The 17,652-nt window shown below is 53.4% G+C and carries 15 protein-coding genes; 8 read left to right on the top strand and 7 right to left on the bottom strand.

Going from position 1 to position 17,652, the window contains the following annotated elements; translation table 11 throughout:
* Window positions 1-3: 3 nt before the first annotated feature.
* Window positions 4-1,128, top strand: a complete 1,125-nt coding sequence (gene yeaW, locus GPJ68_RS13505; RefSeq protein WP_104651350.1) for a carnitine monooxygenase, oxygenase subunit YeaW — start codon at window positions 4-6, stop codon at window positions 1,126-1,128.
* A gap of 70 nt (window positions 1,129-1,198) precedes the next feature.
* On the top strand, window positions 1,199-2,164 hold the full coding sequence (locus GPJ68_RS13510; protein ID WP_104651351.1) for a PDR/VanB family oxidoreductase: 966 nt from the start codon (window positions 1,199-1,201) through the stop codon (window positions 2,162-2,164).
* A 49-nt stretch (window positions 2,165-2,213) separates the two neighbouring features.
* Here the strand turns inward: GPJ68_RS13510 and rnd are convergent, their stop codons facing one another.
* The 5 genes from rnd to GPJ68_RS13535 form a co-directional block, all read right to left on the bottom strand.
* Window positions 2,214-3,329: a ribonuclease D gene (gene rnd / locus GPJ68_RS13515; protein WP_016156789.1), complete on the bottom strand. Its 1,116-nt coding sequence runs from the start codon at window positions 3,327-3,329 to the stop codon at window positions 2,214-2,216.
* An 84-nt stretch (window positions 3,330-3,413) separates the two neighbouring features.
* A complete protein-coding gene (fadD, locus tag GPJ68_RS13520; RefSeq protein ID WP_131346197.1) occupies window positions 3,414-5,099 on the bottom strand; it encodes a long-chain-fatty-acid--CoA ligase FadD in 1,686 nt (561 codons plus the stop codon).
* 204 nt (window positions 5,100-5,303) lie between these two features.
* Complete coding sequence (locus GPJ68_RS13525) at window positions 5,304-5,888, bottom strand: Slp family lipoprotein (RefSeq protein ID WP_049040520.1); 585 nt, start codon at window positions 5,886-5,888, stop codon at window positions 5,304-5,306.
* A gap of 94 nt (window positions 5,889-5,982) precedes the next feature.
* Window positions 5,983-6,678: a tRNA (adenosine(37)-N6)-threonylcarbamoyltransferase complex dimerization subunit type 1 TsaB gene (tsaB, locus tag GPJ68_RS13530; RefSeq protein ID WP_016156791.1), complete on the bottom strand. Its 696-nt coding sequence runs from the start codon at window positions 6,676-6,678 to the stop codon at window positions 5,983-5,985.
* Window positions 6,679-6,736: 58 nt separating this feature from the next.
* Window positions 6,737-8,647 carry an ATP-dependent DNA helicase gene (locus GPJ68_RS13535; RefSeq protein WP_047500616.1) on the bottom strand — a complete coding sequence of 637 codons (1,911 nt, stop codon included), beginning with the start codon at window positions 8,645-8,647 and terminating at the stop codon, window positions 6,737-6,739.
* A 141-nt stretch (window positions 8,648-8,788) separates the two neighbouring features.
* Here GPJ68_RS13535 and GPJ68_RS13540 point away from each other — a divergent pair, with 141 nt between their 5' ends.
* The gene (locus GPJ68_RS13540) at window positions 8,789-9,133 is read left to right on the top strand and encodes a RidA family protein (RefSeq protein ID WP_016153387.1); all 345 of its coding nucleotides are present in this window, start codon (window positions 8,789-8,791) and stop codon (window positions 9,131-9,133) included.
* A 6-nt stretch (window positions 9,134-9,139) separates the two neighbouring features.
* On the opposite strand, the gene GPJ68_RS13545 is transcribed toward GPJ68_RS13540, so the two are convergent.
* Window positions 9,140-9,319: a YoaH family protein gene (locus tag GPJ68_RS13545; protein WP_016153388.1), complete on the bottom strand. Its 180-nt coding sequence runs from the start codon at window positions 9,317-9,319 to the stop codon at window positions 9,140-9,142.
* Between the two features lie 83 nt (window positions 9,320-9,402).
* Here GPJ68_RS13545 and pabB point away from each other — a divergent pair, with 83 nt between their 5' ends.
* From pabB to GPJ68_RS13565, 4 genes are all read left to right on the top strand, one after another.
* Window positions 9,403-10,764, top strand: coding sequence for an aminodeoxychorismate synthase component 1 (gene pabB / locus GPJ68_RS13550; RefSeq protein WP_049040521.1), 1,362 nt, complete (start codon window positions 9,403-9,405; stop codon window positions 10,762-10,764).
* Between the two features lie 3 nt (window positions 10,765-10,767).
* Window positions 10,768-11,346 carry a CoA pyrophosphatase gene (locus GPJ68_RS13555; RefSeq protein ID WP_016153390.1) on the top strand — a complete coding sequence of 193 codons (579 nt, stop codon included), beginning with the start codon at window positions 10,768-10,770 and terminating at the stop codon, window positions 11,344-11,346.
* A gap of 183 nt (window positions 11,347-11,529) precedes the next feature.
* A complete protein-coding gene (gene sdaA / locus GPJ68_RS13560; protein ID WP_016153391.1) occupies window positions 11,530-12,894 on the top strand; it encodes an L-serine ammonia-lyase in 1,365 nt (454 codons plus the stop codon).
* A gap of 130 nt (window positions 12,895-13,024) precedes the next feature.
* Window positions 13,025-14,626: an EAL domain-containing protein gene (locus GPJ68_RS13565; protein ID WP_016153392.1), complete on the top strand. Its 1,602-nt coding sequence runs from the start codon at window positions 13,025-13,027 to the stop codon at window positions 14,624-14,626.
* Between the two features lie 6 nt (window positions 14,627-14,632).
* On the opposite strand, the gene yoaE is transcribed toward GPJ68_RS13565, so the two are convergent.
* Window positions 14,633-16,192 carry a CNNM family cation transport protein YoaE gene (gene yoaE, locus GPJ68_RS13570; protein WP_016153393.1) on the bottom strand — a complete coding sequence of 520 codons (1,560 nt, stop codon included), beginning with the start codon at window positions 16,190-16,192 and terminating at the stop codon, window positions 14,633-14,635.
* A 459-nt stretch (window positions 16,193-16,651) separates the two neighbouring features.
* Here yoaE and manX point away from each other — a divergent pair, with 459 nt between their 5' ends.
* Window positions 16,652-17,614, top strand: a complete 963-nt coding sequence (gene manX / locus GPJ68_RS13575) for a PTS mannose transporter subunit IIAB (protein ID WP_019076976.1) — start codon at window positions 16,652-16,654, stop codon at window positions 17,612-17,614.
* The last annotated feature ends 38 nt before the right edge of the window (window positions 17,615-17,652 follow it).

Genomic DNA, 17,652 nt, shown 5'->3' on the forward strand with positions numbered 1-17,652 from the left:
CCAATGAGCAATCTGAGCCCTGATTTTATTCTGCCGCAAAATTTCTGTGCCAACCCGCAGGATGCCTGGACTATCCCGGCCCGGTTTTATACCGACCATCAGGCTTTCGAACACGAACAAGAGAAGGTGTTCGCTAAAAGCTGGATTTGCGTCGCCCACAGTAGCGAACTGGCGAAACCCAATGATTATGTTACCCGAGAAGTGATTGGCGAGAATATCGTGCTGGTACGTGGGCGCGATAACGTGCTGCGGGCCTTCTACAACGTCTGCCCGCATCGCGGTCATCAGTTGTTGAGCGGTGAGGGGAAAGCGAAAAATGTGATTACCTGCCCTTACCACGCATGGGCGTTCAAACTTGACGGCAATCTGGCGCATGCGCGTAACTGCGAAAACGTCGCCAACTTCGACAGCGAAAAAGCGCACCTTACACCGGTACGTCTGGAAGAATATGCCGGATTCGTGTTTATAAACATGGATCCGAACGCGGGCAGCGTGGAAGAACAACTCCCTGGTCTTGCGGACAAAGTTATCGAAGCCTGCCCAGACGTGCATGACCTGAAACTTGCTGCGCGCTTTACGACTCGTACCCCAGCCAACTGGAAGAATATTGTCGATAACTATCTGGAGTGCTACCACTGCGGTCCGGCCCATCCAGGTTTTTCCGACTCGGTCCAGGTTGACCGTTACTGGCACACCATGCACGGCAACTGGACGCTGCAATACGGTTTCGCCAAACCTTCAGAGCAGTCATTTAAGTTCGAAGAAGGGGTTGATGCCGCTTTCCACGGTTTCTGGCTGTGGCCGTGTACCATGCTCAACGTGACGCCAATCAAAGGCATGATGACCGTTATCTACGAATTCCCGGTAGATGCGGAAACCACGCTGCAAAACTATGACATCTACTTCACCAACGAAGAGCTGACCGAAGAGCAGAAACAACTGATCGAATGGTATCGCAACGTCTTTCGTCCTGAAGATTTACGTCTGGTTGAAAGCGTACAAAAAGGGCTGAAATCGCGCGGGTATCGCGGCCAGGGACGCATTATGGCGGACACCAGCGGCAGCGGCATCTCCGAGCATGGCATTGCCCATTTCCATAATCTGGTCGCCCAGGTTTTTCAGGAATAACCCGGGGCTGTTACGACAGGTTCCGGCGCGTCGCTGAGCCGCGTCGGACAGATTTTTTAGGGAGGCCGCAATGTCTGATTATCAAATGCAAGAAGTCCGGGTCAGCCGGATTGAGACGATTACCGCGCAGGTAAAATGCTTCACCTTAACGGCGACCTCAGGCCAGCCGTTGCCTGCGTTTCAGGGTGGCAGCCATATTATCGTACAGATGCGCGATGGCGAGAACCTGTACAGCAATGCGTACTCGCTGATGAGTTCACCACGCGATACGCGCGCCTATAAAATCGCCGTACGCCTGGAGGAAGCGTCCAAAGGCGGCTCACGATACCTGCATCAAAACGTGAAGCCCGGCGACACGCTCACGATCTCCACACCAAATAATCTCTTCGCCCTCGCCCCTCAGGCACAAAAACATCTGTTGATTGCCGGAGGTATTGGCATCACACCGTTTTTATCGCAACTCCCGGAGCTGGAACAATCTCAGACACAATGGCAACTGCACTATTGCTCTCCCAGCCAGGAGACCTGCGCGTTTCATGACGAACTCATGCAACACCCCAGCGCCGATCGCATTCATCTGCACCTGTCGAACGCAGGCACCCGCCTCGATTTAGCCCGTCTGCTGGCAGATGTTGAACCCGGCACGCATATCTACACCTGTGGCCCTGCGGTGCTCAACGATGCTGTCAGAGAAGCGGCTTCCCGCCTTGGGCTGGACAGCAATACGCTACATTTCGAACAATTTGCCGTGGAAGAGAAAAGCGGCGATGCCTTCACCCTGGTGCTGGCGCGTTCCGGGCGCGAGTTTGTGGTCCCGGAAGAGATGACCATTTTGCAGGTTATCGAAAATAACAAAGCCGCCCGGGTTGAGTGCCTGTGCCGGGAAGGTGTTTGCGGCACCTGCGAAACGACGATTCTCGAAGGGGAAGCGGATCACCGCGATCAGTATTTCAGCGACGACGAAAAAGCCAGCCAGCAAAGCATGCTCATCTGCTGCTCACGCGCCAAAGGTAAGCGCCTGGTGCTCGATCTGTAGCGTTGCGCAGGCCGGGTCAGCAAACGCGCGACCCGGCGAGCCTGGTGACTTACTGCGGGTATTCCTGCAGCAGCGCGTTGAGGCGATCGGACATCAATTCGCCACGCCAGCCGGAAACCAGCTCAGGCAGGGATTGCTGCGGCTTTAATTTCCAGTGCCAGTTGAGCAACTGGTTGATCTGGCGACGCGAAGCAAGAAGTTCGACGCTGAGATTATGTTCCGCACTCACCTCGGCAACCAGCGCTTTGATGGCTTTGAACGCCTTGCGATACCCTGGCATATCCATCAAATTCAGCAGCGGCTGCGGTAGCGACTCTTCCGGTAAAGCCTGGGCCTTTTCCACCAGGGCGATCAGCGTTTTACCGTGGAAACGAATTTCGCTCCCGGAAAGACCCAGGCTATCCAGTTCACCCAGACTGCCCGGCATATAACGCGCCACCGCCCACAGGTGCTCTTCACGCACCACGAAGTTTACCGCCAGATCGCGCTCGCGTGCTTTACGCAGTCGCCAGTCAGCAAGCAGTTGCAGGCAGGCTAGCTGACGGGTGCGCAGTTGCCATGCGTTGGTGATGTCACGCCAGGCGTCTTCTGGCGCCAGAATCTCCTGGCGACGCTGCTGCATTAAGCGGCATTCGTCCAGCGCGGCTGGCAGCCAGCCGCTGGCTTCGGTTTCAGCCATCAGTTTTGTGGTGATCGGTAACAGATACCAGACGTCAGCCGCCGCGTATTCGCACTGACGCTCGGTCAGCGGTCTGGCCAGCCAGTCGGTACGCGATTCACTTTTGTCGAGCGCCACCCCCGTAAACTCTTCCACCATCGAGGCGAAGCCCCACGACAGCGGACGACCGCAAAACGCGGCCAGGATTTGTGTGTCAATTAACGGCTGCGGAAGTTCGCCAAAAGCGTTGAGAAACACTTCCAGGTCTTCACTTCCCGCATGCAGGAATTTGGTGATGGCGGTATCACGCAGAATATCGCGCAGGGGCGACCAGTCGGTGATCCCTAGTGGATCAATCAGAGCAACGTGTTTGCCATCAAACAGCTGGATCAGCCCCAACTGCGGATAATAGGTACGTGTGCGAACAAATTCGGTATCCAGGGCTATCGCCGGAAATTCACGGACGGCTTCGCACAGCGTGGCTAACGCGTCGTCCGTGGTGATCATTTGATAATTCAAATCGTGCTCTCTTAGGTTTGCGCCAAAAAAAACGCCGGATTACCCGGCGTTTTCTACTGGCTGACTTAACGCTCAGCCTTTATTGTCCACTTTGGCGCGCGCTTCGTCACGTAATTCTCGTCGCAAAATTTTACCGACGTTAGATTTCGGCAACTCGTCGCGAAACTCCACCAGCTTCGGTACTTTATAGCCCGTCAGGTGACGACGGCAGAAAGTGATAAGCGCCTCATCAGTTAACGAGGCATCTTTCTTCACCACGAAAATCTTCACCGCTTCACCGCTGCTGCCCGACGGAACGCCGACCGCAGCCACTTCCTGTACGCCAGGATGTTGCATAACCACGTCTTCAATTTCGTTTGGATAGACGTTAAAGCCGGACACAAGGATCATATCTTTCTTACGATCGACAATACGCAGGAAGCCTTCATTATCCATCACCGCAATATCGCCGGTGTGCAGCCAGCCGTCTTTGACGATTTCGTCGGTGGCGTCTGGTCGCTGCCAGTAGCCCAGCATCACTTGCGGACCTTTCACGCACAGTTCGCCCGGTTCTCCCGGCGGCACTTCGTTATCGTCGTCATCCACCAGTTTGACCTCGGTGGAAGGAACCGGTAACCCGATACTGCCGCTGTGGTAGTCGATATCATGAGGATTGACGCTCACCAGAGGGGCACACTCCGTCAGGCCATAGCCTTCCAGCAGATACTGACCCGTCAGCTTCACCCAACGTTCAGCTACCGCCTGTTGAACCGGCATCCCGCCACCTGCCGAAAGGTGCAGTGACGAGAAGTCCAGTTGTTGGAACTCTTTGTTATTCAGCAGCGCGTTAAACAGCGTATTGACACCGGTCATGGCGGTGAACGGATACTTCGCCAGCTCTTTTACCAGTCCCGGAATATCACGCGGGTTGGTAATCAGCAGGTTTTGACCGCCCAGCTCAATAAACAGCAGGCAGTTCATCGTCAGCGCAAAAATGTGATACAGCGGTAGGGCCGTCACCACCAGTTCTTTACCCGGATGCAGCAACGGGCCATAAGTGGCGTTAACCTGCTCAAGGTTAGCCAGCATGTTACGGTGCGTAAGCATCGCGCCCTTCGCCACACCGGTAGTCCCCCCGGTATATTGCAGGAACGCCAGATCTTCCGACACCACTTCGGGTTTCACATACTGCATGCGATAACCGTTTTGCAGCGCACTACGAAATGAGATGGCATCCGGCAGGTGATATTTCGGCACCAGACGCTTGATATACTTGACGACAAAGTTAACCAACGTCCCTTTGGCGGTCGACAGCTGATCCCCCATACGCGTCAGGATCACGTGTTGCACCGACGTTTTGTCGACGACTTTTTCCAGCGTGTGGGCAAAGTTAGACACGATGACAATCGCCGACGCGCCGCTGTCGTTGAGCTGATGTTCCAGCTCGCGAGGCGTGTACAGCGGGTTCACGTTCACGACGATCATGCCGGCACGTAAAATCCCAAACAGTGCGACCGGATATTGCAGCAGGTTAGGCATCATCAGCGCGACGCGATCGCCCTTCTTCAGCCCGAGTCCCTGTTGCAAATAGGCCGCAAATGCCCGGCTACGCTCTTCAAGCTTGCGGAAGGTCATCACCTCCCCCATGTTTACAAACGCGGGCTGATCGGCATACCGTCTTACTGAGTGTTCAAAGAGTTCCACCAGGGATTGATAACGGTCAGGATTGATCTCCGCAGGAACACCAGCGGGATAACGGTTAAGCCAAACCTTTTTCAATACATCACCTCTAAAATGCGTATTCGTCGTCATCACAACCCCAGGCAATAAACAAACTGTTAACATAATATTAACTCAGCGTACCAGTTTGTTTATTACACAACGACAAGGTTGCGAAGCACGTCACTATTTATTTTTCTTATATCCACGTTAATGCAGAAACAGCGGACGAGCCGCTGTTTCTTTTACTCATAAAACAAAGAGTTACTCAGTTACTATGGTCTGAACCTGTGCCGGGCCGGGATTGTACCATCCCCATCCGCCGTAGCCACCGTAAGGCCAGCCACGCGCACCGTAGAACCAGGGGTCGATCGGCTGCGGCGGCATAACAATTTGCTGAGTAATATGCCAGCGTTTATAGCCAGTTACCTGCATCAGCATGAATTTATACGGCGTATTACCGATTTTTCCATCCACAGTAGCGCTAATCGGACCGACGACGGTAACCAGTTGACCGCGGAAGTCCACCGGGTCGAGGAAACCATTTACATCAGCATAAATTCGCCCGCGGGAGGCTTCGCCCAGCACCGGTCGCGCCCCGCTATCAAGAGGAACAGTGGCAATTTCCAGACGGGATTTCCCCTGCTGGTTCTGAATATCCACCACTTTACCGCCGAAACGCGCTTCCTGTCCGACATACAGCTGCGGCGCATTCATCACCCGCACCAGATCCTGCTGCGGCGTAGGGCTCGAACCTTTAATCGCGTCCGGGATGGTGACACAACCGCTAAGCATTAACGCGAATGCGCCCGCCAACACACCTTTCAATAACTGCTTTTGCACCGCCATATTGCGACTCCCTTTTCTTAGCTTCTGCCCCGACCAATTCACCATGCTGCGCACTGACGGCTGTGCGAATTAACCGGGGATGTACTACTAAGATTCATTCTTTACCGGGAAGTTTCTTCCATGCCACGGTGTTACGTAAATAAACCGGTTCCGCATGTTCAACCGCCACGGTCTTACCGGCAGCCAGCATTTGCGTGGCAACAGGCAGCATATCTTCAGCCGCCGGAAGCAAAACGTCGCCATCGCTCAGCGTCAGACCGCTGTCTTTACCGAGCTCAGGCCAGGCAGGCCAGCCCGTTCCGACCGTTACCCACTCGCCAGACAGTTGCAGTAAACGCGCATGCACCTGCTCGGGGGTTAGCACCGCTTCGGTTTCTTCACCGTGCCAGTTGCCGTGCTCATCACGCAGGTATTCGGCCCAATAGACTTCGCCCATTCGCGCGTCGATCGCGGCCAGTACGCGGGTCGCGCCCGACTTACGCCAGGCTCCCTGCGCCATTGTTGCCAGGGTGGAAACGCCGATCATCGGTAAATTCGCGCCTAACGCCAGCCCCTGAGCAATGCCAATCCCAATACGTACACCGGTGAAACTGCCAGGACCGCGACCAAACGCCAGAGCGTCGATATCGGTTAACGTGAGACCGCCAGCGGCCAGGATTTCCTCGACCATTGGTAAAATTCGTTGGGTGTGTTCTCGTGGGCAAAGCTCGAAATGAGCCTTGGTAGTACCGTCATTCCACAGGGCAACAGAGCACGCCTCTGTGGCGGTATCGATAGCCAGAATTCGCATGGGTGTTTGTGATCAGGTCAATAAATTTGGCGCGCATCTTACCACACTCCGTAACAAATTACTCAGTCGTTGGTATGGCAAGAAAACGAACAGCGCGAGCAATATCACGCGTCCGCGGTGCAGGCGGAAGACTCGCCAGGAAAGTGGCACCGTAAGGTCGCATCACCAAACGGTTGTCGCAAATCACCAGCACCCCGCGGTCGTCGGCGTCACGAATCAGACGCCCCACGCCCTGTTTCAGAGTGATTACCGCATCCGGCAACTGAACGTCTTCAAACGGATCGCCGCCGCGCAAACGGCAGTCCTCCATCCTCGCTTTTAACAGCGGATCGTCCGGCGAGGTGAACGGCAGTTTATCAATAATCACCAGCGACAACGTATCGCCACGCACGTCCACCCCTTCCCAGAAGCTGCTGGTGGCAACCAGTAACGCATTACCTGCGCTGACAAACTGCTGTAACAGTTGCCCTTTACTGGTTTCGCCCTGCAGCAGCACGGGAAGGGTCATGGTGGCGCGGAATTGTTCAGCCAGATCGCGCATCATCGCGTGCGAGGTACACAGCATAAAACAGCGTCCGTTGTTCGCTTCGATAATAGGACGCAGCATGGATGCCAGCTGACGCGCCGCTCCCGGTTGGTTGGTTTGCGGGAGATTACGCGGCACGCACAGCAGCGCCTGGCGGGTGTAATCAAATGGACTTGGCAGCAGCATCGACTCGGCATCTTCAATACCCAGCCGCGCGGTGAAATGATGAAGATCATCGTTTACCGACAGCGTCGCGGAGGTAAAAATCCAGCAGCCCGGCTTCTGGTCCATCACTTCTTTGAATTTATCCGCCACCGTGAGCGGCGTCAGCGCAAGGGTGAAATGGCGCGAGGTGCATTCATACCAGTAGCTGAAACCTGGCTGGTTGATCTCTTTCAGGCGCTTCAGACGAGTACGGTAAAGCGTGGCACGTTCAAACGCGGCATCCAGCAAGGCGGAACGTCCGAGAGACAGTTTCGCCACGTCGTAACACAGCTCCAGCGTGTCATCGAGCAACAAAAACGCGCGCTGCACGCGCGGGTCGGCCAGCAGTTCCCGCAAGTTTCCTCGATAGCCCGGCTCGCCCAGTTGCAGGCGGAAGTCCTGCGCGCTTTGCGCCAGCCGGTCGGCGCATTTTTGAAGCTGCTGAGTGTCTTTCAGCTCGGTGCGATAGGCAATGGTGATGTCTTTCGCCAGATCCAGCAGTTGGCGACTGGAGAGCGATTGACCAAAATACTGGCTGGCGATATCCGGTAACTGATGCGCTTCATCGAAGATCATCACTTCAGCTTCCGGGATCAGCTCGCCAAACCCACTCTCTTTCACCACCATATCAGCGAGAAACAGATGGTGGTTTACCACGACGACATCCGCATCCATCGCCTTCTTGCGCGCTTTCACGACAAAGCACTCTTTGTACAGCGGGCAGTCGCTCCCAAGGCAATTATCATTTGTGCTCGTCACCAGCGGCCAGGCCTGAGAGTCTTCCGCCACGCTGACGCAGGTGCTGATGTCACCATCAAGGGTTTGATTTGACCAGGAGCGTAGCAGAATGACGTCACTTAAAGTTTGTACCGGCAGGTCACCGCCCGCCAGCGCCTGTTGTTCGAGACGCTCAAGACACAGATAGTTTGAACGCCCTTTCAGCAGCGCCAGTTTACCCGTGAATTCCAGAGCCTTCGCTACTGTGGGTAAATCGCGGCTGTATAGCTGATCCTGCAACGCCTTCGAGCCCGTGGAGACGATCACTTTCTTTCCGGCACGCAGCGCGGGGGCAAGATAAGCGTAGGTTTTACCCGTTCCTGTTCCGGCTTCGACAACAAGCGGCTGTGATTTTTCGATAGCATGACTGACGGCGAAGGCCATCTGCCGCTGTGGTTCACGCGGTTTAAAACCGGGTATCGCTTTAGCCAACTGACCGTCTGCTGCAAAATCGTCCGTCACACTGCCCCCTGTTCATTTGAACAGGGATTATGTCAGGCCAGCGGCTCTTTCGCCAGTTGAAGAGGTGACGTGGACACAACATTATGGCAGTCTTGGCGCAACCCGAAGCCATTATGAAAAAACGTAAATGAGGAATGATTTATGACGATTGTGCGCATTGATGCCGAAGCGCGTTGGTCCGACGTGGTTATCCACAACAACACGTTGTATTACACCGGCGTACCGGAAAATCTGGATGCCGACGCCTTTGAGCAAACGGCAAATACGCTGGCGCAAATTGATGCGGTGCTGGAAAAACAGGGCAGCAGCAAGTCACGTATTCTTGATGCCACCCTGTTCCTGGCGGACAAAAATGATTTTGCCGCCATGAACAAAGCCTGGGACGCATGGGTTGTTGCTGGTCACGCGCCGGTACGTTGTACCGTTCAGGCCGGGTTAATGAACCCGAAATACAAAGTTGAAATTAAGATTATCGCTGCGGTATAAGCGGCGTTATTCGTCTTCATCTTCAAAACGCGCCACGATCCGCTCGCCGGTATGGCTGGCGCGTAATTCAGCAGCCACTTTCGTAATCGCCTCGCCACTGCTCATCCCCTGGGATATCAGTTCATGAATGCGTTCAACCGCCTGTTGCTGCTGATCGTGCGTGAGTGAAGGTAAACCTGCAATCATGGTGAACTCCTGCTAAATTATTAGCGCTAATTATTTCATGCTACCCGGCACATAGCCAGTGAAGTAGCAACGAGTCAGGACTGATGAAGACGTTATCTCCCGCTGTAATCACACTCCCCTGGCGTCTGGACGCCGCTGAGCACTATTTTGCCACATTAAGCCACCAGCCCTGGGCAATGCTTTTGCATTCAGGCCACGCCGACCATCCGCATAATCGCTTTGATATTCTGGTCGCCGACCCCATTACCACGCTGGTCACACATGCAGAAGAGACCGTTGTGCATGACCATCACGGCACTATGCAAACGGTTGATGATCCGATGATGGTTTTACGTTCGGCGCTGACATCGCTGACTATTCAGCCCGATTATAATCCCGATTTTCCCTTCCAGGGAGGCGCATTGGGTCTGTTCGGTTATGACTTAGGCCGTCGTTTTGAATCTCTGCCAACGGAAGCCGAACAGGATATCACGCTACCGGACATGGCGGTTGGCATTTACGATTGGGCGCTGATTGTCGATCATCAGTTGCAAAGGGTGTCGCTACTTAGCCACTCCGATGTACAGGCACGACGCCGTTGGCTGGAAAATCAACAGATACCCGTGCGCGAACCGTTTTCGTTAACATCCTCGTGGCAGTCAAACATGACCCGCGAGCAGTATGGTGAAAGGTTCCGTCAGGTGCAGCGTTTTCTGCACAGCGGCGATTGCTATCAGGTCAATCTTGCCCAGCGTTTTCAGGCGCATTATCAAGGCGATGAGTGGTTGGCGTTTGTACGTCTCAACCATGCGAACCGCGCCCCGTTCAGTGCGTTTATACGTCTTGAGGAGGGGGCGATTCTCAGCCTTTCACCTGAGCGTTTTATTCTGCTGGAAAACCAGCACATCCAGACGCGTCCGATTAAAGGCACGCTGCCCAGACTTGAAGATGCCGATGCCGATCGTCTGCAGGCTCAATCACTGGCGAACTCCCCAAAGGATCAGGCGGAAAACCTGATGATCGTCGATTTAATGCGTAATGATATCGGCCGCGTTGCCGAACCCGGTTCGGTACAGGTTCCGGAACTGTTCGTTGTCGAACCGTTCCCTGCCGTTCATCATTTGGTCAGCACCATTACCGCGCGTCTGCCAGAATCATTGCACGCCACTGACCTGCTGCGCGCCGCCTTCCCCGGCGGCTCTATTACCGGTGCGCCAAAAGTGCGGGCAATGGAAATTATTGACGAACTGGAACCGCAAAGACGCAACGCCTGGTGCGGTAGCATTGGCTATCTGAGCTTTTGCGGCAATATGGATACCAGCATCACCATTCGCACGCTCACAGCCACCAACGGACGCATTTATTGTTCCGCTGGCGGTGGCATTGTGGCGGACAGCCAGGAAGATGCGGAGTATCAGGAAACGTTTGATAAAGTGAATCGTATTTTGCACCAACTGGAGAACTGACACGTGGAATACAGCAGCCTGACGCTTGATGATTTTTTATCGCGCTTTCAACTCCTGCGCCCGCAGGTTAATCATACTGCGTTAAACCAGCGTCAGGCCGCCGTACTGATCCCCGTCGTGCGTCGTGCACAGCCGGGGTTACTATTAACTCAGCGTTCCGTTCATCTGCGCAAGCACGCCGGACAAGTCGCCTTTCCCGGCGGCGCGGTGGATAGCAGCGATGCCTCGTTAATTGCCGCCGCCCTTCGCGAAGCGCAGGAAGAAGTGGCGATCCCACCATCCTGCGTGGAGGTGATTGGCGTTCTGCCGCCGGTCGACAGCGTGACCGGTTTCCAGGTCACGCCGGTGGTAGGCATTATCCCGCCAAATTTGCCATATCGCGCAAGTGTTGATGAAGTTTCCGCCGTGTTCGAAATGCCGCTGGCACAAGCCCTGCATTTAGGTCGTTATCATCCGCTGGATATCTACCGTCGCGGCGATTCACATCGTGTATGGCTTTCCTGGTATGAGCAATATTTCGTCTGGGGAATGACCGCCGGAATAATTCGTGAGCTGGCGCTGCAAATTGGCGTCAAGCCCTGACTATACTTATCTTTACGCACACCATAGACAACTTGAAACTCAGGTCACAACATTAGTAAAACCGCGGTTATCTATTAGTTTAATTCATGTGAATAGTTAAGCCGATCGCCGCGTTCCCTCTTACACTATGCGCAGTTATAACATCGTTACTGGAAACCCCAGTCGCCCTGTAGGAGTATTATCGTGATTAGTCTATTCGACATGTTTAAGGTGGGGATTGGTCCCTCATCTTCCCATACCGTAGGGCCTATGAAGGCGGGTAAACAGTTCGTCGATGACCTGGTCGAAAAAGGATTACTGGACAGCGTTACTCGTGTCGCCGTCGACGTGTATGGTTCACTGTCGCTCACGGGTAAAGGTCACCATACCGATATCGCCATTATTATGGGTCTGGCGGGCAATGAGCCTGCTACCGTAGATATTGACAGCATCCCCGGATTTATCCGCGACGTAGAAACGCGTGGACGCCTGCTGCTTGCGCAGGGTCAGCACGAAGTGGATTTCCCGCAGAATGACGGAATGCGTTTTCACAACGGCAACCTGCCGCTGCATGAAAACGGAATGCAGATCCACGCGTACAGTGGCGAAACCGTCATTTACAGCAAAACCTACTACTCTATCGGCGGTGGATTCATCGTTGATGAAGAACATTTTGGTCAGGATGCCGCGGGCGAGGTCAGTGTGCCTTATCCGTTCAAATCTGCCACCGAAATGCTGGAATACTGCAACAGCACCGGCCTGTCTCTCTCTGGCATGGCGATGCAGAACGAACTTGCTCTGCACAGTAAAAAAGAGATTGAAGAGTACTTTGGTAACGTCTGGCAAACCATGCAGGCTTGTATCGATCGTGGTATGAACACCGAAGGCGTGCTGCCGGGTCCGCTGCGCGTTCCTCGTCGTGCTTCAGCCCTGCGTCGTATGCTGGTTTCCAGCGACAAGCTGTCCAACGATCCGATGAACGTGATCGACTGGGTGAACATGTTCGCGCTAGCCGTTAACGAAGAAAACGCCGCGGGTGGTCGCGTAGTTACTGCGCCAACCAACGGTGCTTGCGGTATCGTGCCTGCGGTACTGGCCTATTACGATCATTTCATCGAGTCCGTCAGCCCGGATATCTATACCCGTTATTTCCTGGCGGCCGGCGCGATTGGCGCGTTGTATAAAATGAACGCGTCTATCTCTGGTGCAGAAGTGGGTTGTCAGGGTGAAGTGGGCGTAGCCTGTTCCATGGCTGCCGCGGGTCTGGCTGAACTGTTAGGCGCAAGCCCTGAGCAGGTGTGTGTTGCTGCTGAAATCGGCATGGAACATAACCTCGGCTTAACCTGCGATCCGGTGGCGGGACAGGTACAGGTTCCGTGCATCGAACGTAATGCCATTGCGTCAGTGAAGGCGATCAACGCTGCGCGTATGGCAATGCGCCGTACCAGCGCACCGCGCGTCTCGCTGGATAAAGTCATTGAGACCATGTACGAAACAGGTAAAGACATGAATGCCAAATACCGTGAAACGTCACGCGGTGGCCTGGCAATCAAAGTTCAATGTGACTAATACTTATTTTTCGCCCATCTGCGACGGATGGGCGAATTTGCCCCCTCTCCCTCGTCTGGCGTAATTTTCCCCACTACACTTGCTCTGTTGCTGTTGGCTACTGTGACCAACGGCTTATCGGGCGGCCCGCATGCAAACAGCGCAAAGGATCATCAAGAACTATCGCCGGAATCGCTTAATCGTCTGCACATTATGTGCACTACTGACGCTCATTCTCACATTAACTGTCCGATTTATTTCGGAGCGTAATTTAAATCATCGCAATACCGTTACCTTTGCCAACCACGCCGTTGAAGAGTTGGATGACGTGCTTTTGCCCCTACAGACCGGACGCGATGTACTGCTACCGCTGATTGGGCTTCCCTGCTCAGTCGCGCGTTTACCTCTGAGTAAGCATGCAGCCAGACTGCAAACGGTACGTTCTATCAGCCTGATTCAGAGCGGGATCCTTTATTGTTCCAGCATTTTTGGCTATCGCAATGTGCCTATTCGCCAACTGGAGCCTGAATTACCCAGTCGGGAGCCGCAATTGCTGCTGTCTACCGACCATTCGTTGATTAAGGGCAGTCCGATTCTGACGCAATGGTATCCAGCATCTGCCGATGGCTCAGATGGCGTGCTGGAAATCGTGAATATTGATTTATTATCGTCCATGTTGCTTGAACCCCAGCCACCGCAAATTACCCATGCCAGCTTAACCGTCGGTAATCGCCATTTGCTATATGGACAGGGTGTTGTCGATACGCTACCTGAACTGAATAATGAAAAACGCTACCAGCTCTCATCGCAACATTTCCCCTTTACTATCAGCGTCACCGGTCCGGGTGCCAGCGAACTGGCTATAAAACATTTGCCAACACAACTGCCGCTGGCGGTGATCCTTAGTTTTTTAGTGGGCTACCTGGCATGGCTGGCGACCGCCAGCAGAATGAGCTTCTCCTGGGAGATAAATCTGGCCCTTGCTGCACGGGAATTCGAGCTGTTTTGCCAGCCGCTACTTAATGCGCAAACCCAGCAATGTATGGGAGTGGAAATCCTTTTACGCTGGAATAACCCGCGCCAGGGTTGGATCTCTCCCGAAGTGTTTATTCCCATCGCAGAGGAGCACAACCTGATTGTGCCGCTTACCCGTCATGTCATCGCAGAAACCATTCAGCAACGGCACGTATTCCCGATGAGCAGCCAGTTTCATATTGGGATTAATGTTGCCGCCAGCCATTTTCGTAACGGTACGCTGCTAAAAGATCTCAACCAGTACTGGTTCAGCCAGCACCCTATTCAGCAGTTGGTTATCGAACTCACCGAGCGCGATGCGTTACTGGATGTGGATTATCGGGTCGTACGCGAGTTAAATCGGCTTGGCGTAAAGCTGGCAATTGACGATTTCGGCACCGGCAACAGCTCGCTCTCATGGCTGGAAAAGCTTCGCCCGGATGTGCTGAAGATTGATAAATCATTTACCTCGGCAATCGGGACAGACGCCGTGAACTCAACCGTCACAGACATCATTATCGCTTTGGGGAAAAAACTAAATATAGAACTGGTGGCGGAAGGCGTTGAAACACAGGCGCAGGCACAGCATTTACGCCGACACGGCGTACATTTATTGCAAGGCTTTTTGTACGCAAAGCCGATGCCGCTGCGCGATTTTCCCAAATGGCTGGCGGGCAGCACGCCGCCGCCCGCCCGGCATAACGGGCGACACAGTATGCACGTTATGCCGTTTCGCTAACCCCGCTTACTCGTCTTCGTCGTGAGCGGGTTGTTCTTTAACAATGCGAACTAAATCCACACGATAGTCATTGGCTTCGACAATCGTAATGCTCAACGGTGCAACATCGATAACATCACCTACGCGTGGAATATGGCCGTTAGCGGCAATGACTAAACCTGCCACCGTGGCGATGTCTTCATCTTCATTCACTAACGTATCCACGTCCAGCGCCTGTTGCAACGCATGCAGATCGGTACCACCTTTCACCAACCAACCGCCTGCATCAGCAATAATTTCAGGCGTTTCATCAGCATCCGGGAATTCACCGGCAATAGCTTCTAATACGTCCAACGGCGTGACCAGACCCTGGACTACACCAAACTCGTTAGTGACGATAACAAAGCTGCCGCGGGCGCGTCGCAGAACACCTAACAGATTGATAGGATCCAGCGTTTCCGGGACAATAATAGCCGGAGACGCAGAGGCAATGGCCGCCACATCCACACCGTCTTCCAGCGCGACCAGCAGCTCTTTAGCACGCACAATACCGATGATTTCATCCAGTTCGCCACGACACACCGGGAACAGGCTGTGTGGTGACGAGAGCAATTGCTCGCGAATTTCCTCCACGCTCAGGTCTGCATCAACCCAGCTAATTTCGCCACGAGGCGTCATAATGCCGCGTAATGAACGCGATGCCAGAGAAAGGACGCCGTTGATCATATAGCGTTCTTCTTCCACAAATGCGCCTTCCGGGACGGGAACCGGCACCGGGTTGTCGGATTCCATCTGCGCGCTGGCCTGACTTTTACCCCCCATCAGACGCAGGATTGCATCGGCAGTGCGCGCACGCAGCGGCAGCGTCGACTGGTGGCGAATAAAGTTCCGACGGGCAATCTGGTTAAACAACTCAATGATGATTGAGAAGCCAATCGCCGCATACAGATAGCCTTTCGGAATATGGAAGCCAAACCCTTCGGCAACCAGGCTCAGACCGATCATTAACAGGAAGCTCAGACACAGCACCACCACCGTCGGATGTTGGTTCACAAATCGTGTCAGCGGCTTAGAAGCCAGCAGCATCACGGCCATGGCAATCACGACCGCCGCCATCATCACCGGCAGATGGTTGACCATACCAACCGCCGTAATAACGGCATCCAGCGAGAATACCGCGTCGAGTATGACAATCTGCGTCACAACAACCCAAAAACTCGCATACCCTTTTGCCTGGCCGGTATCATGTTCACGGTTTTCCAGCCGCTCATGCAGCTCTGTCGTGGCCTTGAACAAGAGGAAAATCCCCCCCAGCAGCATGATCAGATCGCGCCCCGAGAACGAGTAGTCCATTACCGTAAATAGCGGCTTAGTTAGCGTCACCATCCACGAAATCACGGACAACAAGCCCAGGCGCATAACCAGTGCCAGTGACAAACCGATTAAACGCGCTTTATCTCGCTGTTTTGGCGGCAGCTTATCAGCCAGGATCGCAATGAAGACCAGGTTATCGATACCCAGAACAATTTCGAGAACGACAAGCGTGAGCAAACCCACCCAAATCTGCGGGTCCATTAATAATTCCATGACAAGCTCCTGCTTAAGGAATGACCAAACTGCGCGCTGAGGATCTCAGGCGTTGAAGCGATATGCAGAGAAAATTTGTGGCAAAAAGTGCCAATCTGACAGGCTTGATACGGCCTGGTAGTGAAATGACGTCGGTGACGATCCATATGGTGAGCTACTGCCCTATACTCCTGAGTAATTAAACCGATGCTAAACATAACAGAGACAACCGTTTTTTAGCAAAGATTTACCTTCCTTTGCAATAAGTTGTTTCGGAGATATTTTACCCTTCGAAATTTCTTTTTATCGGAAGTTAAATTACGGATCTTCATCACATAAAATATTTTTTTCGATATCTAAAATAATTCACGAAAATCATAGGTTTTTCTTTGTAACCCTTATCTGAATCGATTCGATTGCGGACGACGATTCAAATACATCTTCACGTTGATGTGTTAACGATAATAAAGGAGGTAGCAAGTGACCATTGCTATTGTAATAGGCACACATGGTTGGGCTGCAGAGCAGTTACTTAAGACAGCAGAAATGCTGTTAGGCGAGCAGGAAAACGTCGGCTGGATCGATTTCGTTCCAGGCGAAAATGCCGAAACGCTGATTGAAAAGTACAACGCTCAGTTGGCAAAACTCGATACCAGTAAAGGCGTGCTGTTTCTCGTTGACACATGGGGAGGCAGCCCGTTTAACGCTGCGAGCCGCATTGTCGTCGATAAAGAGCATTACGAAGTCATCGCCGGTGTGAACATTCCCATGCTGGTTGAAACCTTCATGGCGCGTGATGACAACCCCAGCTTCGATGAATTAGTAGCACTGGCCGTTGAAACCGGTAGCGAAGGCGTGAAAGCGCTGAAAGCAAAACCGGTGGAGAAAGCCGCTCCAACCCCAGTCGCGGCGCCAAAAGCAGCAGTTCCCGCCAAACCGATGGGTCCGAACGATTATATGCAGATCGGCCTGGCGCGTATTGATGACCGCTTAATCCATGGTCAGGTGGCAACTCGCTGGACCAAAGAAACCAACGTAACACGCATTATCGTCGTCAGTGATGAAGTTGCCGCCGATACCGTGCGTAAAACGCTGCTGACCCAGGTTGCACCTCCGGGTGTGACGGCGCATGTGGTTGATGTCGCGAAAATGATCCGCGTCTACAACAACCCGAAATATGCAGGTGAGCGTGTGATGCTGTTGTTTACCAACCCGACCGACGTAGAACGTATCGTTGAAGGTGGTGTGAAAATTACCTCTGTAAACATTGGCGGTATGGCTTTCCGTCAGGGTAAAACGCAGGTAAACAACGCAATTTCTGTCGATGAAAAAGACATCGAAGCCTTCAAGAAACTCAACGAACGCGGTATTGAGCTCGAGGCTCGTAAGGTTTCTACCGATCAGAAACTGAAAATGATGGATTTGATTGCCAAGGTGAAATAACGCCCTGGCATTTACTTAGTTTTCACACTTAAGTCTGT

The organism is Citrobacter sp. 172116965 (assembly GCF_013458095.1).
In the GTDB taxonomy this organism is placed as follows: Bacteria; Pseudomonadota; Gammaproteobacteria; order Enterobacterales; family Enterobacteriaceae; genus Citrobacter; species Citrobacter braakii.